23 protein-coding genes and 1 pseudogene are annotated in these 22,881 nt (G+C 37.7%); 5 read left to right on the top strand and 19 right to left on the bottom strand.

The window, feature by feature from the left end:
• Window positions 1–17 precede the first annotated feature (17 nt).
• The gene (locus tag FJR37_RS14630; RefSeq protein ID WP_168466349.1) at window positions 18–1,145 is read left to right on the top strand and encodes a CO2 hydration protein; all 1,128 of its coding nucleotides are present in this window, start codon (window positions 18–20) and stop codon (window positions 1,143–1,145) included.
• A 395-nt stretch (window positions 1,146–1,540) separates the two neighbouring features.
• Here FJR37_RS14630 and FJR37_RS14625 read toward each other — a convergent pair whose 3' ends face one another.
• From FJR37_RS14625 to FJR37_RS14615, 3 genes are all read right to left on the bottom strand, one after another.
• Window positions 1,541–3,454 (bottom strand): serine/threonine-protein kinase, encoded by a 1,914-nt coding sequence (locus FJR37_RS14625; RefSeq protein ID WP_168466348.1) that lies wholly within the window; start codon window positions 3,452–3,454, stop codon window positions 1,541–1,543.
• A gap of 466 nt (window positions 3,455–3,920) precedes the next feature.
• Window positions 3,921–5,294: a DUF2330 domain-containing protein gene (locus FJR37_RS14620; protein WP_168466347.1), complete on the bottom strand. Its 1,374-nt coding sequence runs from the start codon at window positions 5,292–5,294 to the stop codon at window positions 3,921–3,923.
• Window positions 5,295–5,324: 30 nt separating this feature from the next.
• On the bottom strand, window positions 5,325–6,146 hold the full coding sequence (locus tag FJR37_RS14615) for an RnfABCDGE type electron transport complex subunit D (protein WP_168466346.1): 822 nt from the start codon (window positions 6,144–6,146) through the stop codon (window positions 5,325–5,327).
• Between the two features lie 101 nt (window positions 6,147–6,247).
• Here FJR37_RS14615 and FJR37_RS14610 point away from each other — a divergent pair, with 101 nt between their 5' ends.
• Complete coding sequence (locus FJR37_RS14610; RefSeq protein ID WP_168466345.1) at window positions 6,248–6,907, top strand: polysaccharide deacetylase family protein; 660 nt, start codon at window positions 6,248–6,250, stop codon at window positions 6,905–6,907.
• 472 nt (window positions 6,908–7,379) lie between these two features.
• On the opposite strand, the gene FJR37_RS14605 is transcribed toward FJR37_RS14610, so the two are convergent.
• The 9 genes from FJR37_RS14605 to FJR37_RS14565 all read right to left on the bottom strand — a co-directional run bounded on the left by FJR37_RS14605 (window position 7,380) and on the right by FJR37_RS14565 (window position 13,094).
• Complete coding sequence (locus FJR37_RS14605) at window positions 7,380–7,712, bottom strand: DUF5615 family PIN-like protein (RefSeq protein ID WP_039201902.1); 333 nt, start codon at window positions 7,710–7,712, stop codon at window positions 7,380–7,382.
• On the bottom strand, window positions 7,709–7,933 hold the full coding sequence (locus tag FJR37_RS14600; RefSeq protein ID WP_039201901.1) for a DUF433 domain-containing protein: 225 nt from the start codon (window positions 7,931–7,933) through the stop codon (window positions 7,709–7,711). The genes FJR37_RS14605 and FJR37_RS14600 overlap by 4 nt, the downstream gene beginning before the upstream one ends.
• Before the next feature lie 641 nt (window positions 7,934–8,574).
• Window positions 8,575–8,781: a type II toxin-antitoxin system HicA family toxin gene (locus tag FJR37_RS14595; RefSeq protein ID WP_039201899.1), complete on the bottom strand. Its 207-nt coding sequence runs from the start codon at window positions 8,779–8,781 to the stop codon at window positions 8,575–8,577.
• A complete protein-coding gene (locus FJR37_RS14590; RefSeq protein WP_039201898.1) occupies window positions 8,778–8,981 on the bottom strand; it encodes a type II toxin-antitoxin system HicB family antitoxin in 204 nt (67 codons plus the stop codon). Before FJR37_RS14590 ends, FJR37_RS14595 begins: the two co-directional genes overlap by 4 nt.
• Window positions 8,982–9,132: 151 nt before the next feature.
• Window positions 9,133–9,396 (bottom strand): Txe/YoeB family addiction module toxin, encoded by a 264-nt coding sequence (locus FJR37_RS14585; protein WP_168466344.1) that lies wholly within the window; start codon window positions 9,394–9,396, stop codon window positions 9,133–9,135.
• On the bottom strand, window positions 9,389–9,643 hold the full coding sequence (locus FJR37_RS14580) for a type II toxin-antitoxin system Phd/YefM family antitoxin (protein ID WP_168466343.1): 255 nt from the start codon (window positions 9,641–9,643) through the stop codon (window positions 9,389–9,391). The genes FJR37_RS14585 and FJR37_RS14580 overlap by 8 nt, the downstream gene beginning before the upstream one ends.
• A gap of 177 nt (window positions 9,644–9,820) precedes the next feature.
• Entirely contained in the window at window positions 9,821–10,378 is a 558-nt protein-coding gene (locus tag FJR37_RS14575) for a Uma2 family endonuclease (protein ID WP_168466342.1), read from the bottom strand.
• 177 nt (window positions 10,379–10,555) lie between these two features.
• The gene (locus tag FJR37_RS14570; RefSeq protein WP_168466341.1) at window positions 10,556–11,788 is read right to left on the bottom strand and encodes a murein transglycosylase A; all 1,233 of its coding nucleotides are present in this window, start codon (window positions 11,786–11,788) and stop codon (window positions 10,556–10,558) included.
• Window positions 11,781–13,094 carry a proton extrusion protein PcxA gene (locus tag FJR37_RS14565; RefSeq protein ID WP_217355283.1) on the bottom strand — a complete coding sequence of 438 codons (1,314 nt, stop codon included), beginning with the start codon at window positions 13,092–13,094 and terminating at the stop codon, window positions 11,781–11,783. Before FJR37_RS14565 ends, FJR37_RS14570 begins: the two co-directional genes overlap by 8 nt.
• A gap of 58 nt (window positions 13,095–13,152) precedes the next feature.
• On the opposite strand from FJR37_RS14565, the gene FJR37_RS14560 reads away from it, so the two are divergent.
• Window positions 13,153–15,345 (top strand): recombinase family protein, encoded by a 2,193-nt coding sequence (locus FJR37_RS14560; RefSeq protein ID WP_168466340.1) that lies wholly within the window; start codon window positions 13,153–13,155, stop codon window positions 15,343–15,345.
• A gap of 13 nt (window positions 15,346–15,358) precedes the next feature.
• Here the strand turns inward: FJR37_RS14560 and FJR37_RS14555 are convergent, their stop codons facing one another.
• Window positions 15,359–15,562, bottom strand: coding sequence for a hypothetical protein (locus FJR37_RS14555; RefSeq protein WP_168466335.1), 204 nt, complete (start codon window positions 15,560–15,562; stop codon window positions 15,359–15,361).
• Entirely contained in the window at window positions 15,543–15,923 is a 381-nt protein-coding gene (locus FJR37_RS14550) for a hypothetical protein (protein ID WP_027401010.1), read from the bottom strand. Before FJR37_RS14550 ends, FJR37_RS14555 begins: the two co-directional genes overlap by 20 nt.
• A gap of 917 nt (window positions 15,924–16,840) precedes the next feature.
• Between FJR37_RS14550 and FJR37_RS14545 the strand changes: the two genes are divergently transcribed.
• A complete protein-coding gene (locus FJR37_RS14545; protein WP_039201875.1) occupies window positions 16,841–17,161 on the top strand; it encodes a hypothetical protein in 321 nt (106 codons plus the stop codon).
• Between the two features lie 59 nt (window positions 17,162–17,220).
• Here the strand turns inward: FJR37_RS14545 and FJR37_RS14540 are convergent, their stop codons facing one another.
• The 5 genes from FJR37_RS14540 to FJR37_RS14520 form a co-directional block, all read right to left on the bottom strand.
• A complete protein-coding gene (locus tag FJR37_RS14540) occupies window positions 17,221–17,517 on the bottom strand; it encodes a DUF2103 domain-containing protein (protein WP_027401012.1) in 297 nt (98 codons plus the stop codon).
• Window positions 17,518–17,519: 2 nt separating this feature from the next.
• A complete protein-coding gene (gene clpS, locus FJR37_RS14535; protein WP_027401013.1) occupies window positions 17,520–17,843 on the bottom strand; it encodes an ATP-dependent Clp protease adapter ClpS in 324 nt (107 codons plus the stop codon).
• A 109-nt stretch (window positions 17,844–17,952) separates the two neighbouring features.
• Entirely contained in the window at window positions 17,953–19,977 is a 2,025-nt protein-coding gene (locus FJR37_RS14530) for an FAD-dependent oxidoreductase (protein ID WP_168466339.1), read from the bottom strand.
• A gap of 1,020 nt (window positions 19,978–20,997) precedes the next feature.
• A complete protein-coding gene (locus FJR37_RS14525; RefSeq protein WP_039201872.1) occupies window positions 20,998–21,315 on the bottom strand; it encodes a helix-turn-helix transcriptional regulator in 318 nt (105 codons plus the stop codon).
• Window positions 21,316–21,329: 14 nt separating this feature from the next.
• Window positions 21,330–21,662 carry a type II toxin-antitoxin system RelE/ParE family toxin gene (locus tag FJR37_RS14520; RefSeq protein ID WP_039201871.1) on the bottom strand — a complete coding sequence of 111 codons (333 nt, stop codon included), beginning with the start codon at window positions 21,660–21,662 and terminating at the stop codon, window positions 21,330–21,332.
• Window positions 21,663–21,855: 193 nt separating this feature from the next.
• Here FJR37_RS14520 and FJR37_RS14515 point away from each other — a divergent pair.
• Window positions 21,856–22,881: pseudogene (locus FJR37_RS14515) on the top strand (hypothetical protein); the annotation flags it as partial.

Below are 22,881 nucleotides of genomic sequence, written 5' to 3'. Positions count from 1 at the left end.
CCAGGAGAATTGACATCATGAAAACTCAAAAAAATCCCACCTACAACCCTCTAGCTGAATATATTCAACGCTTACAAACTGGAGAAGCATTACTCAAAGATAGTCCCGAAAACGTTTTAGAAGTTGTTGGCATTCTTAAAAGTTATGGAGTGGTTTTAGATGCCTATTCTAAAAATCTTATCTACATTGCTGAACATCAATTTTTAGTATTTTTTCCCTTCTTTAAATATTTTGATGGCGATATTTCCGTTGCCAAATTATTCCGCCATTTATGGCATGATCGGATTAATTTTGAATATGCTGAATATTGCATGAAAACCATGATGTGGCATGGTGGCGGCGGTTTAGACGCATACTTAGATACCAAAGAATTTCAAGACAGAGCTAAAGCTATTATTGCTGCTAAATTTAAATATAATCCCCTCATTTGGGGAGTAAATGAACTGTTTCCCGAATTCTTGATAGAACAGTTACGAGTCTCTGCTTATTATACTGGGTTAGGCCAATTTTGGCGAGTCATGGCGGATATGTTTCTGAGTTTATCAGATCGCTATGACAACGGCGAAATTAAAACAATTCCCCAAGTTGTAGACCATATTAAACTGGCTTTAGTTGCAGATGCAATGAAACCAATTACATATAGTGTCAAAATTGGCGATAAAGTTTATGATCTTATTCCTCAATCAGTTGGGTTAACCTTCCTTGCAGATACCGCAATTCCCTATGTAGAAGCGGTATTTTTTAGAGGCACACCATTTTTAGGTACAGTTTCTTTAAACGCACAAGCATATCAAGTTCCCCCAGATTTATCTCGATTTCAATATGGTGCATTATACGCAGATCCTTTACCTATTGGTGGTGCAGGTATTCCTCCCACATTGTTAATGCAGGATATGCGCCATTATCTCCCAGAATATTTACATAATATTTATCGTCGCAGTCTTCGGGGTGAAGATGATTTGCGAGTGCAAATTTGTATGAGTTTCCAAAAGTCTATGTTTTGTGTAACTAGCGCCGCAATTTTAGGACTTTTACCTTATCCTCTAGATAGTCAAGATCCATCTGAGCAAAAACATAATCAAGTTTATTTAGAAAAGTGGATGTCAAGATTAGAGACTTCTCAGTTATTGGAAGTGAATAAATAGGTAAAGCTCTTGGAAGATTTTTTGTCAAAATCAGGATGTCCAGGATTTGAGGATTTTCAGGATGTGATTTAATGATGGTTGGTTACGCACAAGTCATGGAAGAATGAACCACTAAGGTACGTTCGCGTAGCGTCCCGATAGCTTGCGTGGCGACGCAAGAGCCATAGGGATAGAAACGAAGGTAAGAGGTTTTAGAGAGATTTTCCTATTTCATCCTCTACATCCCTAAATTTTGGTTTTCCTAATTCTCACCATCTGCGTCTATCTGCGTTCTTATCCTGTACATCCTTAAATCCTGGACATCCTGATTCTGACAAAATACAATTTCTGAAAATCTAGATCAATCTTCAAAAACCATCCTGTAAATCCTTTAATCCTGGTTATCCTGACCCAGACTATTCTAACCGCCAAATTTTGATAGTCCAGTCATCACTTCCACTCACTAAAGTCCTAGCATCGGGGCTGATGGCTAGGGAAGTAACCCGGTAAGAATGACCAGTGAGGGTAGATTTCAATTCTCCTGTAGCTAAATTCCAAATTTTGATAGTGTTGTCCCAACTCCCACTCACCAAAGTCTGACCATCGGGGCTGATAGTTACAAAACGAACCCAGCCAGAATGACCAGTGAGGGTAAATTTTAATTTTCCTGTTTGCAAGTTCCAGATTTTGATAGTGTTGTCAGCACTCCCAGTTACCAAAGTCTTACCATTGGGGCTAATGGCTACGGAATGAACCCAGTTAGAATGACCAGTGAGTGTAGATTCCAAGTTTCCCGTTAGCAAATTCCAGATTTTGATACTCTTGTCATAACTACCACTGACCAAAATTTTGCTATCGGGGCTAATGGCTAGGGAACTAACCCAGTTAGAATGACCAGTGAGGGTAGATTTTAATTTTCCTGTTTGCAAGTTCCAGATTTTGATCTTTTTGTCACCACTACCACTAACTAAAATCTTACCATTGGGGCTAATCGCTAGGGAATAAACCCCGTTACTATGACCAGTGAGAGTAGATTTTAATTTTCCCGTTGGCAAGTTCCAGATTTTGATAGTGTCGTCCCAACTTGCACTGACTAAAGTCTTAGCATCGGGGGTGATAGCTAGGTAATTAACCCCGGAAGAATGACCAGTCAGGGTAGATTTCAATTTTCCTGTTGGCAAATTCCAGATTTTGATACTCTTGTCGCCACTACCACTAACTAAAATCTTACCATCAGGGCTAATGGCTAGGGAATCAACTCCGTCAGAATGACCAGTTAGGGTATTAACTAAAATCGCTGAGGTGATATTTTTTAGAATTACTAATGGTTTGGTAAGTTTTCGATTCTTATTCCCAAATATATTTGGTACTATTACGGCTATGGTAAATCCTCCAACCACTAAACCTGCAATTTGCAAAAAACCACGACGGGAATAATTAGTTTTTGGAGGTGCTTTTAAGGCTTGTAAAACTTCTTCTACTGACCGATAACGGTCTGGATTTTCTAGTTTTAATAAATTATCTAAAATTTGTCCTAATTCTAAACTTACAGATTGCTGTAAATGTTTACGCCAATCTTTCACCCAACTGTAACCTTGTCTGTTCCACAAATCCCCAGGATAAACCCCAGTCATTAAATGAAAGCAAGTTGCACCTAAACTAAATAAATCACTAGCAGGATAAACCTCTCTATCTTCCATTTGTTCTAGAGAAGCATAACCAAAAGTACCGATTTTTGTACCTGGTCGCATTGTACCTTGGAGTTGTTTGGAAGCACCAAAATCAATTAAAAATAATTTCCCATCACTGCGACGACGCATAATATTTTCTGGTTTAATGTCGCGGTGAATAATGTTATTACTATGGACTATTTGTAAAACTGGTAATAAATCAAGTAACAAATCCCGAATTTTTTGTTCGTTAAAATTTCCTTGATTCGCTAACTCAATTAATAAATTTTCACCTTCAATAAAATCTTGAATTAAATATAAACAATCATCCTCATCAAAATAAGCTTGTAATTGGGGAATTTGGAGATGTTTGAGGTCTTTTAGTTGGTTCGCTTCTTGTTCAAATAACTCCTTGGCTTTTTTTAAAGCATAGGTACTTTGAGTTTGAGGTGCAAATTGTTTAATAACACACTTCTCATTTAATTTATCAACATCTTCAGCTAAATAAGTCTTCCCAAAACCACCACCACCCAAAGGTTTAACAGGACGATAACGGTTTCTGAGAATAACCAAAGGAACACCGCAGTTAGGACAAAACTTTGTCGTATCTGGTATAGGTGGATTATGACAGTCTGCATTTAGACAACATATCTGAGTCATGTTAGGTTGTGGTAGATACGTTAATATTTAGAATATATACAAGAATATACTCGTTAATTACGCAATGAGACCACAAATTAGTTCATATTTCTTGTTTTCTTCCTCTCACCCTTTACATCTTAACGTTTTAGCGTCACTATCTTAATAATTCTTAACCCCATTTTCCCAAAAAAGTTTAACCTGGCATTTTTCACCCAAAATTATTGAGAATACCTGCGAATGACTCAACGTATTTTCAAGGGTCTTGACTTCTGAGAGGGTTATGTTATGATAGTCTTGATAAAAATCAAAGGGGTTTATCTTATCTAAATTAAAATAACTCCTAATAGAAGTCAAAAACCAAAAGTCTGTAGGTTGAATTGACTCCGAACAAAAACATAATCAAATTGATTTAGAAAAGATCCTAAATTAATATCCCCGACTTCTTAAAGAAGTCGGGGATATGACTCTTGCAAGTCAAAGAAATTTACAGACCAAACCAAGCTAAGAAATTATCCCACCAAGAAGTAGAAATATTTCCCACAGATAATTGCATTTTTTGGCGAATGTTTTGAATATTCCAGTTGGTCAGTCTAGCTAGAGTTTGCGCTTCTTTTTCAAATCGCTGATTTAATGAACTTTTATATTGTCTTCCTGCACTACATTCGAGATTACCTGTAAATGGGTGTTGTAAAATATAACGTCCTTGAAAAGAATCTCGTTGTGAAGTTGCTTGAAACATTAAATCTTCAGGAAATTTATTTCTGGTGTAGCGCACGTGCAAGCGAGTAATGAAAACACTACTACTAGGAAAACGAGAACGAAAACTGGGAGATACTGGTCTATCACTGCTATTATTATCCAACCAAAACACACCCGCTTGTTTTAATTCTTCATTATTGAGTGGTTCAGCAGAACAAGGATCACAACTACTCATATCCCAAGCATATTCCAAAAAGCCAACTTTTTTATCTTCTTTGGTGTAGGAACTTTGAAACATGGATTTATAAAAATCACCAAATTCATTTTTCACGAAAATAGGAATATTTACATCGGAAGGAACTTTAACTGTGCGATAATTAGTGATTTCTGCCTGTCCTTGGGGTGAAAGAATATAAACAATTAAATCTTGTTCTTTGGTAGCGTTAATCATTCCTAAACGAATCGGTAACATAAATTTCAGTGATTCGTAGGAAATTTGTAAAGGACGCAGTAATTGATAACCTGATTCGGCAAATTTATCTAAGTTGACTTTAGCAACAAAGAATTTCATTGAAGAACGAATATAGGGTTTTAGTAATTCCTTTGCACCTTTAGGAATTTTATAACCATTGCGATTTAGCCAAATTTCTAGTCCACCAGATTCTTTAGCACTCAAGATGACAATATCATATTCACCTACATTAAATTTGGCTTCAACAGTCACACCTAAACTGCTATCTTTCTTCATGCTATTTTCTGCACCTCTCATTCTTGCTGCTGCTTGTGGTGCTGGCATATCCGTCATTATATTATCTTGAGCGCAGGGGTCAGAATCGAAATATTCAACTAATCTGGGGGCGCTAAAAGCATCTAATCGTTCAATAATTTTCGGTTGGGCTACATGAACTTGTTCTTTTTTTAAAACAGTGGGAACGGGAATAACAACGGCAAAATCTTTAACATCACCTTGAAAATCATTAGCCATTGTTAAGACGGTACGATTTCCATCTCTTGCTAGTATGACTTGTGAAGCTTGATTATAGAGTTTTGTATCGGCTTTAGCTACATAAAAACCACAGAAAGCCCAAGCTGTAGGCACAAAACACAGCACTGCTAAAAGTGCAGAAATTAAGGGCATGAATAGGCGTAAAAGTTGCATTTTGATCCTTAATTAATAATAGTTGATTGGTTATTTTTCTGCTGATAATTCTGGTTGCTGCCACCAAGAAAATCTCGGTGTAACCCAGAATCTATCTAGGAAAATAGTTAAGGGTGCGAGGGCAAATAAAGCCCAAAAAACAGCGGTGGGAATAAAGAAGAAATTTCGCAAAATAAATGTTAATAAAGCAATAGATACTGCCCATAAAATTCTACTCATGGGGGCGTTGGGAATTGAACGTGGATCTGTCACCATAAATAAAGAAAATAACAGTAAAGATCCACTCATTAAATGATGAAAATAAACGTCCCAAGTCCAACCTAACCACATATTTCTGATGGCTGCTAGGAGGGAATAAGCACCTAGAAAAGCGGCGGTAGTATCCCAACGACCAATACGCTGTAAAATCATGCCTCCAGTCCCCACAAATAACAACGCATACCACCATTCTTCTCCCCATTGTCCTGGGGATACCCAAGCATCATTAGTGAGGGTAAGAACGGCAATAATGCCGAAATTAGCAGGGTTAAAAAAATGCTTTTCCCCAAATTGGAAAATAAATTTACTAGCTATGGCTGCAAATCCAGCTAAAGCCATTGTTGACCAATGATCAGCGCGTAGTAATAAACTCAGTCCCAAAGAGGTAATTAGGGGACTACGGATATTAATTACTGGGATTGTGTCCTGGGATTTAGTGATTAATGAGCAGATAATTTGAGTTATAATGCAAGAGGCGATCGCCACACCAATAAATTCTGGATGTAATGTCCAGTCTCGCGTCGCAATTCCCAAAATCAGAAATAAACTCAAAAAAAGAATTTGATAATCTCGAATATCTTTGCACAACGTCATTTTCCGTTCAGGGATTACCCGCAGATTTTTTACCAATTTAAACCAGTGTGATCATAAATTAGGTTGTTGTTACAGTTTTTGTTACAAAGATATTTTTAACAATGGAATTTGCACCTCTATTTCCCCTTGTTTATCGGCTTCTCCAACCCACCTTTCCCCATTGTCTATGGTGTGGAAACTCGAACAGTAAAACTATCGCCCTTACCTTTGATGATGGACCTCATCCCCAATACACACCCCAAGTATTATCGGTTTTAAAGCGTTATAACATTACCGCTAGTTTTTTCTGGTTAGGAAATTGTGTGAATCGGTTTCCAGAAACTGCGAAAACAGTTAGCACACAAGGACACTGGATCGGACTACATGGCTATGAACATGATTCTTTTCCCCTACTTTCGTCAACCCAACTCAAACAAAGTTTAGAAAAAACCCAAGTTGCTATTTACAATGCTTGTAATTTAACCCCCGAACAAGTACGAGATGTGCGTCCTCCCAACGGTTTTTTCACACCTCAAACATTACAATTATTTCAACAGTGGAATTATCGTCCAGTGATGTGGAGTGTAGTTTCTGAAGATTGGGTTCATCCTGGTGTAAATGTTGTGGTAAATCGAGTTATAAAGCAAGTTAAAAACGGTTCATTAATTGTCTTGCACGATGGCTATTTTGGTGGAAAAGATGTGGCGGAAACTATTAATATTTTGATTCCCAAATTATTAGAACAAGGGTATGAGTTTGTGAATGTTAATAGTTTTTGGTAACAGTTAATCGCTCTCATGTTCACCACAACAGCGATTCTTTAACCCTTTCGTATCTGGGAGATTGAGAATTTGATCTACAGAAAATTTCATAGCTATCACCAAAACTTTTGTGTTTTATAATTATCATTATATCATCATTGCTATCTGAACATATTTAAAATCTTGTAATCTCTTGCTGGCACTGAAGTCTGAGACTTAATGAATATAAATTTTAGGTACTAAATTTTAGTTATTTGAGTTTCCACCATAAAAGTACCGCAAGAGCCGTTATTATTAGATTTACTTAATGGGAAACAAGAATTAAGTTTAAGGATGATTAAAATTTTGGCTAAACGGTTTGGTGTTAGCGAACAAACATTTCTAGGTTAAGAATTAAGTGATCGCACCTCCAAAACCCTCATTATCAAAGCGATTCCTACGGAGCGCTTCGCTATCGCACATCTCCCGATAGGATTGGCGATCGTACTCCAAGTTAGGTTAAGACCAAAATACTTTCTGTTTCACTGCTGTCAAATTGAATGATTGTGACAAAATTATCTGTCAAAATCTGCACAATTTTTGATGTAGGACCATTACCAATACGAAGAAAAATAAACTTAGGCGGATGACCATAAAGTAAACTACGTTGATGAAAATCAGAGTCTTTGGAAACAATCACAAAACTATTCGCTTTAGCATATTCCCATATAATTGCATCATCAGTATTTATCAGTGCTAAAGTCTTAACGTGTGCTGAATCGGGATATAGATCAATAATTTTATTAATAATCCGATCTGACAGATTTTCATCTAATAGCAGTTTCATAGTGCAGCGACAAATAACTTTTTCTCTCGATCAGCAGCAAAAGATAGACAGGCTTTAATATCTTCAGATGTCAGTTCTGAAAAATCTTCGAGAATTTCTGCTTCTGTCATACCACCTGCTAGATATTCCAAAATATCGTACACAGTTATACGCATTCCCCGAATACAGGGTTTTCCACTGCGTTTTCCTGATTCAATCGTAATAATGTCTTGGTAATTCATAAGAATACTCGGTAAGTGGGAAAATCAGCGGCTTTAGCCCTGAGAGGGAAACGGCACAAGCAGTTCGACAAGTGTTACAGTGAGTTTGCCGAACTGCTCACTGACCACGGTTTTAACCGCTACCATGAGAGTAAACTCAGGGTGGTCTGGTCAGTACGGCTTGCTTGATTTCTCTTACAAGCCCAGTCCCTTTAGGGCTGGGTTACTGACAATCAAGCTCTTCTTTTAAATCTTCAATCATTATATCCTAAGTTTTTAACCCAAACCCTCTAGTAGTTCGTCAAATTTATTTTGACGGGTAATAATCCGAAAAAACTTTTGTTCTTCCCTCCCCTATCTCCCCTACCTCCCCTACCTCCCCTACCTCTCTTCTCCCCCTACCTCTCTTCTCCCCCTACCTCTCTTCTCCCCCTACTTGCCTTCACCCGTCATTTTCGGGTTGACAGACTACTAGGGACTTCCAAATAAAAAAATACTCAACCACCTAACGCAAAAATCTCTCAAACCCTTATTCCTCTGTGTCCTCTGCGCCTCTGTGGTTCGTTAATCAGGATAATTTATTTCTTGGAAGTCCCCTAAACAGCGAACTGCTTGCAGCAGCGCTTCGCTATCGCATCCTTAACACAAAAAATAAGTGCTAATTATAAATCATCTTCTACTAATTGAGCTACTTTCATGATTGATTTTAAAGTCCCAAGTTTTAAATCTTGATTTCTATGCACAGGAATAGAGATAATTTTACTTTCATCAGATTTTTCATAAATATGATGACTGCCTGTAATTTTTCTGAGAATCCAGCCTTTTTTCTCGACAATTTTACATAGTTTTTTCCCAGAAATTGATTTCATACTGCAATTTCAATCACTTGTGAGATTGGATCTAGTTTTTGAATTTCATTTGCTACTTCTAGCCAACCTTGTATAGCATCTTGAAGGTTATTAATTAATTCTTCCATTGTATCCCCTTCTGTTATACAACCAGGAAGTGCAGGGACTTCAGCCCAATAACCCCCTTCTTCGGCAGGATGAATAATGGCTTTAATTTTCATGGATTTTACATTTTCAGTTGTTTACCTGAACAAATTTTAACAGATTAACTTCCAAAACTTTCCCTATTCAGTGCATAGCCGTAGTCTGTCGTAGCGATCACCCCCACATCCTAAAAAGTGATTACTAGGTCGTGCTTCGCTATCGCACTGATTATTCTTGGTAATGATAGCGACATGAAATAATTGTCAGATAATCATCATCGGTAGCATAAATAAGACGATTTGTTTCATCAATACGGCGAGACCAAAAACCTGACAAATTCTCTTTTAATGGTTCGAGTTTACCGATTCCTTCAAAGGGATCTGATAAAGTATCTTCGATAAGTCCATTGATTCTTTTTAAAGTTTTCTTGTCTTGAGATTGCCAATAAAGATAATCTTTCCACGCTTTACTACCCCAAGCTAATTTACGCATTGATTAAATCGTGTTCTTGTGTTTTCCCTGCTTTGTATTCGGCGATCGCTTCTTCTAAATGTTGAGCATTAGCGGGAGATTTTAACAGATAAACCGTTTCCATCAAACTGTCATAATAACTTTTAGACATGACTACAGCATCTTCTGCATCTCTTCTAACAATGACAGTACAGTTTTTATCATTGGCCACTGTATCTAGTACGGATTTAAAATTGTTTCTTGCTTCGCTAAAGTTGACGATGTTCATGGCTAGAGTTGTACATAATTAGGTACAAGTATGATTATAGCCTTTTTTGACCCTTTTATCCTATTAGCGCGATTCCTGCGGAGCGCTTCGCTATCGCACCTCCACATCCCAAAAAGCGAACTGCTTGCAGCAGCGCTTCGCTATCGCCCTCGCTCACATTCCATAAAAGCGATCCTGTCAAAAAATCAACCAGCTAAAGACTTCTTGAACGTTTAGCTCTAATGAAATCCCTGTAAGAACAGGCAGACGATCACTATTTTTAAATTCCCTAACTCGGCGATCGCTATCTACTACTAAAATACTCTCATCTTCAGTATCAAGCAACCAACCCAACTCAGTACCATACTCAGCACAGTGTAGTAATTTGGCTAGGACTTGTTTATATCTCTGATCGGGAGAGAGAATTTCAATAGCCCAATCTGGATGGATTTCAAAACGATTGGCAATCCGTCCTGATGGCAACCGAGGGATTCGCTCCCAACGAAATACAGCTATGTCGGGAATGATCGCTAATCCACCAAAAACACAGCGTAGTTCGGGAAAGGCTTTGGCGATTTTTTGAGGTTTGGCAATTTGATTAATTGTTTCGCAGAGGTCAATCTGAAGTTGACTATGTTCCCCTTGAGGCATCGGTTTTTGTATGATCTGTCCATTAATAAATTCGGAAGCAGGTTCTGTTTCTGGTAATTGTAAAAACTCTTCGATTGTTACGGGTCTAATTGCTGTAACTGTCATCGCTTCATACCCTTCAAAATCTCTTTAATTTTAACAGCGATCGCTTTCCTAAATTCCTACATCCCCAAAACAGCGAACTGCTTGCAGCAGCGCTAAGTAGGTTGGCGTTGAAAATTGCGCTATCGCCCTCCCATATTCCAAAAACTTAGTTTAGGGGTCAAAAAATTGCCCTCAAGATTACGGTTTTAGCAACAGATAAAATAATTGTCCATTACTGACTGTTAATCCTGCCCTTTCACCGGCTGATTCACCAGTTCCTAAAAAGTAATCTACCCTCCCTGCGCCTTTAATTGCGCCACCTGTATCTTGATCTAAAACGTAACGACTTACTAGCCGATGTTCGATTTTATTACTCTTATTAATATAGGGAAAAGGAGCGCGAATTAATGCTAAAGCACCGGGAGGCATGAGGGATTTATCTGTAGAAATAGAACGCTCTGGAGTAACTGGTACACCAATAGAACCTTGGGCTGGTTGTCCGTGGGTTTCCTGAAAAAATACAAAACTTTGATCGCGCGGAATATAAATATTTAAATCCTGGGGATATTTGCGGAAATAGTCGAGGATAATGGGCATATTTAACCCTTCTAAGGGAAATTTACCATCATCAACTAATGACCTACCTAAACTTCGATAATTATAAGCTGTGTTACCTGCATAACCGATAGTTGTGTGAGTTCCATCTGTTAATTTGAGTTTTGCTGAACCTTGAATTTGAATCATATAAGGTTCAAGACGATCTCTAAACCAAAATAATTCTAATCCTTTTAATTTTCCTTTTCCACCTTGTAAACCATCTGTACCTTCTAATTCTGATCTGGTGGGATGAGGTTTAGCCCAAGATGCTAAATCAGTAGGAGAACGATAAGCCGCATAGCGAAACTCTTTTGTAGGTTGACGACTGGCTAGATATAATGGTTCATAATAAGCGGTAAATAAAACTGTTCCTTTGTTATCTCTGCCGATAGATTGATAAAAAACAAATTCTTTGTCTATGGCTGCTTGTAGTTGCTGAGGTGATTTTGTGGAAATCAATAGTTGGCGAAATCTTTGCAAACTATTGTAAACTTTTTCTCTGGTAATTGCTGATTTTTGATAGGCTCTAACTGCTCTTTCTGTTTGTAAATATTTGAGGCTGTAATCTATAGATTGTAACAGGGATTTTTTATCATTATCAATTGCCTGATCTAAACAAGAAATATCTTGTTGACAACAAGTAACGGGAACTCTAGGAATGAGTACAGGTAACTTCTGTTTAGTTGAATTTACTAATGTTGGTAAATTCCATTTTCCTAACCGACATTCTGGGGGAGCAAGTTCTTGATTGGGGAGTGGTTGTATGCCCACAATCAAACTAGCCATAAATATTGGTAAGCTAATAGTAATGTTGGCAAAATGCTGGCTATTCATTCATGTTATGGTAGGTAGCAACGGCAGAAGGTGAAATCCGATTTAAGTAACGGAAAATCCAATATTTGAAGATCGTATCTAAAATTACGGGAAATGTGGCAATAAATAAGAAAATAAAATCACGATTGGCTGGTAATCCCCAATGTCGTGATATTCCTTCTAAGAGAACTTCCCAACCGTGAGGAGAGTGGAAACCGACAAAAACATCGGTAAATAAAATGATAATAAATGCTTTAGCACTATCACTTAAACCATAAACTACGTTATCAAAAAATTCTTTGAGGACTGCGATAGAACGCTTACTAACAAGTAATAAGATGGTGAAGGTAATTACTGCGAAAATATCAGCAAATACATTTTTAATAGCATTATCACTTTCTTTACGAAATTCCTCTTTGACTTCCTCTGCTTTCTTCTTTATTTTGAGTTCTAATTCTTCGGCAGTAAGGGGAGGTGCATTACTAATTAAGGCTTCAAATTTGGTTCTTTCTTCAAATCTTTGTAATGCTAATAATCCTTCTTCTTCCATTTCTCTATTTAGGAAAACTTCTACTGTTTTATCATGGCGAAAATGTTCTACCAATGGACTAACAATTAAAGCCTTGGATAATTGATGAGTTAGAAGAGGAACGATAATTAGTAAAAGTATAAACCGAATTGAGATAATACTTCTTTGTTGAGCTTTCCGAAAATTTTGAACTACATTTTGTTCAGATTCTGGATCTAATTCTACCTGTAGGCGAGTGATTGTGCTTAAAATTGACCGTGGTAAAATACCTGTTGTATTAGTTTTTCCTTTCGGTGTATTTTTGTTGGCTTGATTTGATGTTTTAGGAATAAATTGTTGGGAATTAACTAAATCTGTGGCTGGTACAACAGGTGAAGAGTTGGAGTTGTTATAATTTGTATCTATATCATTATTAGTATATTTGGAGGTAACTTGATCAATGAATTCTAGTTTCTCTAAAATTAATGCGGGGCTAGAATATTCTATACCCAATTTTAGGGCAGCTTTTTGTTTAGATTCATTCGCAAACCACCGACTAGCTTTAAATTCTGTCAGCCGCATTTGCACAGTTTTTAATAACTTTTGCAAATCTCCTTGAAAATAATCCATGACACTGGCACTGTGTATGGTAAACTCGGAATCTATTTTGTTACCATTAAAGTGTTGATCTTCAATTTCCTTAATTTTTATAGCTGCTTGATAGGCTGTACTTAAAGAACGTTCTGGTGTCAGTAGATACCATTTGTAAGCAGACAATAAAAAGGGGTATATTTTTTGGCTAGACACGGTACTTCTCATCGAGACGATTATTTGGGATTATCTAGTAAATTCTTAAACTTAAATTAACGCAAAAACCATGATTTCTGATTCTCTTTGGATTTTTGGTACTAGTCGTAGTGGTAAAACTACTCGCTTGGTCAGCTATTTTGATGCTTGGTTGCAAGTTAATAATCAAGTTTCTGGTTCATTTTATAATAAAAATATTCACAATTCTCAAACCCAATCTATAGATCAAAATTTAAATTTACACCAAAAAGAACTAGGTATTTTATTGTTAGCTGCTAATGATGATAATCGCAGGGAATTAGCTGATAGAGTTACTACTTTAACACTGGGAAAATATCCTATTCGTGTCAAAACGGCTTTAGGTTTTTTCCAAGATGAGGTAATTTTGTTTTGGCCGTTGCTAATTGATTCATTGTCAATCAAAGCACAATTTCCGGTTAGATTACGTCCCGAAACGGAACAAGAGTTGGCGACGAAACTCTGGAGTTCTCAGTTAAATTCAGAAGTTTTGCGGCGTGTAGGGATGAATGAGAATCGTTTGGTCAGAAGGATTCTAGATTTATGGCAATTGGCAGCTTATAGCGGTGTATCCTGTGAAGATATTCCCCAGATATTACAAAGTGGTTTAGAGGATAATTCTATCAATTTAGAGCCGGATTTTTTGGGTTTTTTACTACTAAATTGGCGAAATTGGTGTTTAGAAACAGGTTTATTGACTTATGCACTAATTACCGAATTGTATCACCAAAAATTATTACCTGATGGTAGCTATCAACAGCATTTAAAACACCGTTATCAAGGGATCATAGCAGATGATGTGGATGATTATCCGGCGATCGCTGCTAACTTATTTGCATTTTTGTTAGATGCTGGTGCTGTGGGGGCTTTTAGCTATAATCCTCATGGGGCTGTCCGCTGGGGTTTAGGTGCAGATCCTGAGTATTTATACCAATTATCTGGGCGTTGTCAAGTAGAAACTTTAACTTCACCACCTGTAAATAGTTTGGGATATTCTTTGACTGAGCAAATGGTAGAATTGGTAACACAGCCAATGACGATGTTGAGTTTACCCAGTTGTGTCAAGCCTATTCAAACTAATTCCCGCGCCCAATTATTACGCCAAACAGCCGAGATCATTATTGATGGGGTGCAGTCAGGGGAAGTAGCGGCGGATGAAGTAGTAATTATTGCACCGGGTTTAGATGCGATCGCTCGTTATACTCTAGTAGAAATATTAACTAAACAAAATATCGAGGTAGAATCTCTCAACGAACAACGCCCCTTAATCAGTTCTTCAGTGGTGAGAGCATTACTTACCCTCATGGCTCTAGTTTACCCCGGTTTGGGGCGGTTAGTAGATAGGGATGCAGTGGCGGAAATGTTGGTGGTTTTGAGTCAATATCAAACCCAAAATGGGCAGGAAAAAGAATTCCATCATTCTCAAATAGATCCGGTGCGGGCTGGGTTAATCGCTGATGCTTGTTTCGTTCCCCACCCCGACACACCCAATTTATTACCAGTGAAAACCTTTGAACGCTGGGATAGAATTGGCTATATTGCCACTCAGGCGTATGAAGATATATTACAATGGATTGGCAAACAGAGAGAGGAATATCACCAGGGACTTCTCCTCACCCCCATTTTTCTCCTCTACAAAGCCATTCAAGAGTTTGTGTGTAAGGATAAAACCCCTTCATATCAAGAACTAGCAGCATTAAGAGAATTAATAGAAACCGCTCAACATTATTGGGAAGTAGATGCCCGCTTAAAACAAAATGATACTCTATTACTTTCACTGCATACACCAGAAACCCTTAGTATTACCATTAGTGATAGCGATAGCGTGGCGATAGCGATATTTATTCAACTGCTGCGACGAGGAACAATTACTGCAAATCCCTATCCTATCCGTCCTATCGGTAGCAGTAGAAAAGCCGTAACTTTAGCAACCATCTTTCAGTATCGTGCAAGTCGTAAACATCACCGTTGGCATTTTTGGTTAGATATTGGTTCACCACTGTGGGCAAAAGGTGGTGCAGCTACTTTATTTGGTGCTACTTTATTTTTACGAGATAGGTTAGGACAACCTTGGACAGCCGCAGATGAACAACTAGCCGAAGCACAAAGATTACAAAAAATTGTCACCGATTTACTGGCGCGGGTGTCTGATAAATTGTATTTATGTCATAGTGATTTAGCTATAAATGGACAAGAACAAATAGGTCCATTATTACCTTTAGTTCATTCTTGTGAAGTAGTTTAGCAGGAGTCAGGAGTCAGGAGTCAGGAGTCAGGAGGAAGGAAGAAAGAAGAAAGAAGAAAGAAGAATCGTTTTCACCAATGACCAATGACCAATGACCAATAACCAATGACCAATGACCAATGACCAAACTACTTATAAATAAAACCTCCAGATTAAGTTCTAGAGGCTGTTTATTCAAAATTCCTTTACAGGCTTTTTTAGCAATCTGTACTTCCATTAGAAGAACTAAGATCAGTAGGAATTATCTTAGTTCCTGATTGATTTAGACTAAATGAACCGGAAGGGTCTGCTTTGAATACTGCTGGACTAATTCCGGGTTTTGATGCCGAAGAATTATACAAAATAAACTCTCCGGGATAAGTACCGCTCTCTCCTGGTTGTAAAGTTTGTTGTTTGAGGGGTGACTTCTCCCCAAAATTATAGAAAATCCTTGGTGCTTCTGTATTATTTTTAAGTGTAAATCCTCCAACAATATTAGAGGCTTGTTCCGAACTTAATTCCGATAAACAACTTTCATCAAAACCAATTAAAGAAGCATCTATTCCCTTCTGAGAAGTCGTAAAATTTTCTTGCAACATTATCTTAATATCTCCAAAATAACATAGTTGGAATTAACCTGCTATAACCAGCTTATGCTTTAGTCAAAGTAATTTAATTAATCCTAAGTTAGATATTTTAAATTAACCCTAAGTTAGATGACTGACATCAATATGATGAGATTTTTGTCAGAAAATGCCGCAATAACAACGTAATTAGGCAAGCCAAATTAATTAGATAAAAGATTTGGATTTAATGTAGGGGTAGCGCCCCGTGCCTACCCCGTTATTTGGGGCAACCACAGGGGGTTTGCCCTTACAAAATTAATTGGTTCAGAGATGTTTAAAATATTCGATTAATTTTGCACAACTACTCATAATTTACAAAAGTTTTTTAGAGGATGTTTTAAAAGTGGTATCCCGTAATTTTCATCACATTGTTACCCCTCTTTTCCCTTGTAAAGGGGGGTAACAATAAAAATCTAGTACAAAACGGCGTAAATAAACCAACTATTCTAAATCCTCCAAAAGCCTATACTGTCTTCATTTTGACTTTTGACTTTTGACTTTTGACTTCCGCCTTGCGGTACTAGTTCCCTCCCCTTTATAAGAGGGTGTTTGAAAAGTTTTGAATGTATAAATTGACCCCTCTCCAAACCTCTCCCCGACGCGGGGAGAGGCTTTGAAAACCCCATTCCCTGGTAGGGAAGGGGGGCAGGGGGGTTAGGTTTTTGGAGATTATGGGTTTCATCTGATACTTTTCAAACAACCTCTAAGGGGAGGGTTAGGGAGGGGTAAAACATTTGATACAGCAATCATGACTTTTCAGGTATTGGGATTTGTGAAGAAACTTGTTGAGGGATTGCAGTTTGTAACTATTTTGTACAACTCTCCAGCATATTCCTTTAAACTAAATTTCCATAGGAATATAAAAACATTGAAAATGGAGACAAAAATCAATGCCTACAGTGAATTTATGTTGCCATGAATTTGTGGTGGCTATTTCCTCAATCGCTTGTATTGTCGGTCTATGGTTATTAAAGGATGATAATCAAGCCATAGATGACTTTCAAGAAACAGAAGAAAGTCTCTTAAGAATGAGCTTTGCGTACTGGTTAGTTTATTGCGTCGCTTTTGGGACGGAAAAGGTATTTTTATTTGACTGGGACGCTGTAATGATGACTTTAAGAATTACTACAGCTTTGTCATATTTCTTAACATTTTCTTGTATTTTGAGTTTACCGTTACATAAGTTTGCAGTTCATAAAATTGAAGAATAATCAAAAGTCAAGGTTAGAACTGAACTTAGCTCCAACCTTGCTATTTGTAAATTCATAATTTAGGCAATTCTCATAGCAATAGCGATCGCACCTTCGAGTTCATCCTGTAGTAAAGTTGTGAGGATAAACACCTCCTGCACCGTCTTACCTTGACGAGCAATGATTTTATAGCCACCACGAATAGGTACAGACACCCGCAACTGCATTTTTGGTGCATGACCCTTAGCTCTACCAATCACCGCAGGTGTCACAGTTCCAATCCCATGCTGTTGACACAAACGTTCTAAAATGGGAATTAGACCAGGAATATGGGTAGAGTGATTCCAAACAAGTCTACCATCAGTAGGTTTTGACATAATTAGGCTGCTTCCAGGGGAGCCATTGTCAACCCAGCCCGACGGAGTTGTTGGTGGTATAATTCTGCTGGTTCTTGGGGACCAGTCCAGACAATCGCTTGTCCTTCATAGTGTACCTGATTAGTGAGATCCCAAGCGCGATCGCCCGACATCCCCGGAATATACTTCATCAAGCACTCAGCCACGTGCTGGAAAGTATTGAAATCATCATTCAACACAATCACCTTATAATTAGGATAGGTTTTCCGAGTCACTTGATTAACCCGGTCAGGTGTCACAGTTGGTGCTGAAGCCATACTGTACACATCTGCAATTCTTGTCACCATAGAAAAATCAGCCAAAAACGACATTGTAAAAACTGACATTACAAATAACCAGTTTAATCCATTGCTGGCTGAGTGAGAAAGTAGGGGCGCAGGGCCTGCGCCCAATTTACTACCGCCAATTATCCCAACTTTCATTAAAAATAGAAGTATCAGGAAAAGCCGTAGGATTCCCATTCGCCTCCAACAACTTCCTTAAAATTTGTAATTGTGGTTCTTGTTGAGGTAAATCATCAACCAATTGATATGGTGCGATTCCTTCTTTTAGTGCAAAACTCGCCACAGTTCCCGCAGCCGCACCAGAAGACCATTCAAAAGAATGAACCCGATAAGCCGCCGCCGCAATATGACTAGTAGCAATACTTTTTCCCCCTACCAATAAATTATCAATTTTTTGGGGAATCATTGCCCGCAAAGCAATTTGAAAAGGATAAGCAAGTCCTGCACCCCGCCTTTCTCCAGCACGTTCCTGATTACCAGGTGCTTCCACGGGACTTTTTGCCATACAAGGATGAAAATCTATGGCATAATGACCAATACCCACAGCATCAGGGTAAATTGTCGAACGACTCCGGCGAATAACTTTTTCTGGAGGAATTTCCCCACTAATTACAGATGTCGCCTCCAAACCAGCCACCGCTGCTTTTAGATTGCCATACATATTTGCCGGCAAAGTTTTCCGATAATATTCATCATTATAATTACGCCGAGAAATATCAACTTCCCAAATGCCAAAACCTTCTGGTTGTCCCCAACTCGGACGACCAATAATCCGTCTTCCTTCCCGCATATAAGGGTATTTAGATAAACCATGAACCGTCCCCATAGGCGAATCTAAACCTGTTAAAAACCTGATATTTGTTTGCGGTTTTTTCACACCATTACCCAACTGAGAATCTGTAGTTCCCCCATACAACCAATAAAAATAGGAAAATGCTTTTTCTTCAGCTTTACGCAAAGTTTCTGTGCGTAGTCCACCTTGCCAACCTCCAGATTTTAACTGTCCAGAATTTTCTAATTGTTGCCGAGAATAAATAAGATTATCCGCCGCCGTTCCTGGACGGTAATCATTTCCCCAAGTCCAGTTTTGCATAGAAATATCCCCCGGTGTTGATGAAGTAAATTTCACACCATTGAATGTAGTTGCTTGGCCTTTTTGCGGACTCCAAATTCGGCGATAGGTAAATACTAAATCAAAGTTTGCTAATCGTTTTAATTCATAACTAAAATATGGTGAATATTGTAAATAGAATGGCGGCATTATTTGGGTTTGGTGATCTTTTGTAGCCTCCATTGCAAAGGTATAAGTGAAACCTTGAGGACAATAAGGATAATTTGTCGTGCTAGAAGATGAAGGTTCAAGATAGGAACGGGCATCAATTCCTAGACGATAAGGGACATCTGCTAAAGCAATAATTTCCCCAGTTTCACTTGTATCTACAACGTACCATTTTCCAGGATTATTTTGAGATGTTTTAGGCAGAAAACGAATAATAGTTTTACTCAATTGTGATGAGTTTTGATAACTATAAGCATCTTCAATGGTTTGAGATAAAGTATTAGTATTTAGAGGTGGTTGATTTTTTGCTGGTTGATGTTGAATTGCTATGGCATTATTAATGATTTTGCCATCTTTGCTAATTCCTAAATCTTTAATTACTGTATTGGGAAACCATTGTAATTTTCCTCTACCTTTTTTTTCAGCATCTTTGAGCATTTGTGTCATGATCTTGTGAGCATCACGAGGCAGAAAACAGGAGTCACTTACCCAACAATCACCAGGGTTAAGTTTGCCATATTTCCGTTCAATGCGGTTTCTTAATTCTGAATAACCGCGAGAATAGAATTGTTTAGCTCGTTGAGTTGGTCTTTCGTCTAATGCAGATGTCCCTTGGGAGGAGATTTGTCCCCCCAACCAGTCAGTTATTTCTGTTAAACAAACTGTGCGTCCTACAAGTAACCCTTCATAAGCTGTGGCTACTCCAGAGAGTCCACCACCCACAACGAGAAGCTCACAGTTGACGGTCTTATCCGGGGTACGTAGAGGGGTAGCGGTCACGGGATATAGCGTGATTAAGGTGGTAAATAGACTAAAGCTGATGAATGATTGCAAGTCTTTTTTGTATCTACGTCTCATGGTTTCTGCACTCTATACACTACTACGTCAAATTGTAGACGGTAGCGCCGGGGAAAGGTTCTTTGCAAGGTTTGGTAGGGTGAGAGGCATTTACAATCATGTGATATTTAAATAATTTAGATTATATAGGTATTGTTATGTAAGCTGGTTTGATTGTATTATACGTTAACAGGCTAGTTAGTGAGATTTGCCAAAGTCAGGAAATCTCAATTGATTAATTTGTAATTTTTTTAACTAAAGACTTGATTATATATGGGTATCAACGATATTTCAGAGACTATAAAAATATAGTAAGTAGTGAGACAGAATTAATTACACAATTTCATTGCGTAAGCGTTGCGTGGCGTTAGCCATATGGAACGAAGTGAAATGAAGCAATTCCAAGGGTTGTGATTGCTTCCCTTCCCTCGCAATGACTGTAAATATTTTTGTCCAATTACTTAGTCGGCCTATGAAAATGATCAATTCTCAAAGCGATAATAATTCTTAGATATCAATACTATTGCCAATTTTCTAAAATATGTCTGAAACCCAATAAAATCGTGACGATATCAATAGGGTTTCACGGCTTTGGCAATAGTATTGAGATATAAGGGAACACCAAAAAATAAATTACCCAATTTTGTGGGATGGGCATCCTGCCTGTCCTTGATGATTAGCAGTCAAGACTTGTACTGAGCTTGCGATGCCCTGAGCCTGTCGAAGGGTCGAAGTATGCCCGCGCCACAAGAAATTTTTGGGTATTTTTTTAATTGGAAGTCCTTAAGGAACGCAAATTTAATAACCTGCAATTCTGATGTAACCTGGAATGGTGCGTTACGCTGTCGCTAACACACCCTACTTTTGCACCTTATTTAATTCACATTCCTAAGATATCTTTTACAGCAAATTGTCATCAAACCCGGAACAAGAACCCCACCCCCAACCCCCTCCCCGCAAGCGATGAGGGGGCTAAGATGTACCTTATATGATTGGAAATTGCTGTAAGGTTAGCTTGAAAAAAAGCTAACCAACACGACTTCAGCCCGTAACACTAGCAATGACTTTACCAATATCTTGGGGAGTTGCACCAGTAGCTAACATCGCACGTATCAATAACTCCATTGAAACAGAAGCATCTCCATTTTCAGCATTAGCAATTCTAGGTTGGCTAGAATGAAGTCTAGCTGCTAAATCAGCTTGAGTCATTGAATTTTGTCTTCGTTCTTTCAAACTGCGACTGAGAGCTAATTTAATTTCTACTAACGCTGCTTCCTCTGGGGTTAATTCCAGAAATTCTGCTACTGTTCCAACTTTCCAACCTTTAGCTTCTAGACGTTCTCTCTTTGATTTATCCATAAAATATAATCCTCTCAATCTCTGTCATATTTACCTAACCTTTTCTTACAGATATCAATCACACTATCTGGTGTTTCTCTGGAACTTTTGTTGAATACTTCCACAATTAATATCGCATCATCATCAATTCTGTAAATGATTCTCCAATTCTTATTTGCATCTCTCACCCTTAACTCGTGACAGTGTGTTCCAATACTTGGCATTTGCCGAGAATGAGGCATTTCGAGATTTTCACCTTGCTGTAAACGCCTCAGTAATACACCAACCTCTATTCGTGCTGCTTCAGTAAATGGCGGAGTTTTAACTTCCCCATGTAGCCAAACTAGAGGTTTATCAGGTTGCTCCATATTTTCATTATATCAAATCTGATATATTTTCGCACATAAATTGAAAAATACAAAACTTTAATAGCTTTTAATGTTCCATACTTCCATTCTAAAATGGGGGATATCTCTCTAGATAATCTGCTAATATCGAACAGCTACCCTAACATCCAGTCACGCTCCTGCAAAAACTAACCACCGGATAGGGAAAATAGTGATGAAGAACAAAAACCCCTTATACTCAAATCTAGCTTTAAAAAGCGCCATTTTTTTGTCACCCTTGCTGCTATCAACGGCTTTTATCAGTGGGTATCCTGTACCATCTGCTACGGCTCAGGTACTATCAAATCAGGAACGGGAAGAATTAGCACGACTGCGACAAGAAACCCGCACTCAAAAACAAGTGCAATCTGATTTTGAACGAGCTTTTACTCGCACGAATACCTTACTCAATATCTGGTTGACTATTTTAAGTTTATTTCCTGTGGCTTTAATTGCCATATTATGGTTTTTTCGTCGAGCCGTAATTCGGGAAATTGGAGAAAGAGCAATGCAGCAGATTCAAGGAATTGAAAATTTGCAAACTCAATTAACTACAGTTCAAGCAGAAGCAAAACAACTGATTCAAAAATCTAAAAACACTACTCAAGAATTAGCACAGGAAGTTAATGCTCTTAAACAAAAAATTCAAGGTGAAGAAGAAAATTTATCTATTCTTTTATCTGATTTACCCAAGTCAAAACAAGAGTTTTTAACAGCTTTGGAAATTGAAGTTAAATCTGCTCAAGAGAATATCAGTAATTTAGAGTTTAGATTAAATACTCAACTAGAACAATTAACTTTATCTGCTCAACAGCAAAAAATTACAATTGACAATATCAAAAAATTAGAATTTGAGTTATTTTCTCAATTTACCCAACTCAAATCAGAAGTAGAAAATCAAAAAGATATTGCTATTAGTGATATTGAAAAATCTCGCGCTGGTTTAATATCTCAATTTCAAGGGTTAGAGTCAGAAACTCAACAAGAGAAATTTCATATTGTTGAGAACTTAGCAAAACTACAATCAGAATTTAATAATGAATTATCTCAATTTGAATTAGATGTTAAAACTCAAAAAGATATAGTTCTAGATAATATCGAAACCCTTAATAATATATTTAAATCAGACATTACTGAATTAAAAACTGATATCCAAGTTCAAAAATATCAATTGCTTGAAGATTTAGCTGTATTACAAAGC

Source organism: Aphanizomenon sp. UHCC 0183, assembly GCF_009712065.1.
Classification (GTDB): Bacteria; Cyanobacteriota; Cyanobacteriia; order Cyanobacteriales; family Nostocaceae; genus Dolichospermum; species Dolichospermum heterosporum.
Note: the sequence above shows the minus strand (reverse complement) of the source record. Positions and strands in the feature narration are given on the sequence as shown.

What these genes read in the sequence shown, in the direction of transcription:
- FJR37_RS14630 (WP_168466349.1), top strand. Translation starts at nt 18, where the DNA reads ATGAAAACTCAAAAAAATCCCACCTACAACCCTCTAGCTGAATATATT.
- FJR37_RS14625 (WP_168466348.1), bottom strand. Translation starts at nt 3,454, where the DNA reads ATGACTCAGATATGTTGTCTAAATGCAGACTGTCATAATCCACCTATA.
- FJR37_RS14620 (WP_168466347.1), bottom strand. Translation starts at nt 5,294, where the DNA reads ATGCAACTTTTACGCCTATTCATGCCCTTAATTTCTGCACTTTTAGCA.
- FJR37_RS14615 (WP_168466346.1), bottom strand. Translation starts at nt 6,146, where the DNA reads ATGACGTTGTGCAAAGATATTCGAGATTATCAAATTCTTTTTTTGAGT.
- FJR37_RS14610 (WP_168466345.1), top strand. Translation starts at nt 6,248, where the DNA reads ATGGAATTTGCACCTCTATTTCCCCTTGTTTATCGGCTTCTCCAACCC.
- FJR37_RS14605 (WP_039201902.1), bottom strand. Translation starts at nt 7,712, where the DNA reads ATGAAACTGCTATTAGATGAAAATCTGTCAGATCGGATTATTAATAAA.
- FJR37_RS14600 (WP_039201901.1), bottom strand. Translation starts at nt 7,933, where the DNA reads ATGAATTACCAAGACATTATTACGATTGAATCAGGAAAACGCAGTGGA.
- FJR37_RS14595 (WP_039201899.1), bottom strand. Translation starts at nt 8,781, where the DNA reads ATGAAATCAATTTCTGGGAAAAAACTATGTAAAATTGTCGAGAAAAAA.
- FJR37_RS14590 (WP_039201898.1), bottom strand. Translation starts at nt 8,981, where the DNA reads ATGAAAATTAAAGCCATTATTCATCCTGCCGAAGAAGGGGGTTATTGG.
- FJR37_RS14585 (WP_168466344.1), bottom strand. Translation starts at nt 9,396, where the DNA reads ATGCGTAAATTAGCTTGGGGTAGTAAAGCGTGGAAAGATTATCTTTAT.
- FJR37_RS14580 (WP_168466343.1), bottom strand. Translation starts at nt 9,643, where the DNA reads ATGAACATCGTCAACTTTAGCGAAGCAAGAAACAATTTTAAATCCGTA.
- FJR37_RS14575 (WP_168466342.1), bottom strand. Translation starts at nt 10,378, where the DNA reads ATGACAGTTACAGCAATTAGACCCGTAACAATCGAAGAGTTTTTACAA.
- FJR37_RS14570 (WP_168466341.1), bottom strand. Translation starts at nt 11,788, where the DNA reads ATGAATAGCCAGCATTTTGCCAACATTACTATTAGCTTACCAATATTT.
- FJR37_RS14565 (WP_217355283.1), bottom strand. Translation starts at nt 13,094, where the DNA reads ATGAGAAGTACCGTGTCTAGCCAAAAAATATACCCCTTTTTATTGTCT.
- FJR37_RS14560 (WP_168466340.1), top strand. Translation starts at nt 13,153, where the DNA reads ATGATTTCTGATTCTCTTTGGATTTTTGGTACTAGTCGTAGTGGTAAA.
- FJR37_RS14555 (WP_168466335.1), bottom strand. Translation starts at nt 15,562, where the DNA reads ATGGAAGTACAGATTGCTAAAAAAGCCTGTAAAGGAATTTTGAATAAA.
- FJR37_RS14550 (WP_027401010.1), bottom strand. Translation starts at nt 15,923, where the DNA reads ATGTTGCAAGAAAATTTTACGACTTCTCAGAAGGGAATAGATGCTTCT.
- FJR37_RS14545 (WP_039201875.1), top strand. Translation starts at nt 16,841, where the DNA reads ATGCCTACAGTGAATTTATGTTGCCATGAATTTGTGGTGGCTATTTCC.
- FJR37_RS14540 (WP_027401012.1), bottom strand. Translation starts at nt 17,517, where the DNA reads ATGTCAAAACCTACTGATGGTAGACTTGTTTGGAATCACTCTACCCAT.
- clpS (WP_027401013.1), bottom strand. Translation starts at nt 17,843, where the DNA reads ATGGTGACAAGAATTGCAGATGTGTACAGTATGGCTTCAGCACCAACT.
- FJR37_RS14530 (WP_168466339.1), bottom strand. Translation starts at nt 19,977, where the DNA reads ATGAGACGTAGATACAAAAAAGACTTGCAATCATTCATCAGCTTTAGT.
- FJR37_RS14525 (WP_039201872.1), bottom strand. Translation starts at nt 21,315, where the DNA reads ATGGATAAATCAAAGAGAGAACGTCTAGAAGCTAAAGGTTGGAAAGTT.
- FJR37_RS14520 (WP_039201871.1), bottom strand. Translation starts at nt 21,662, where the DNA reads ATGGAGCAACCTGATAAACCTCTAGTTTGGCTACATGGGGAAGTTAAA.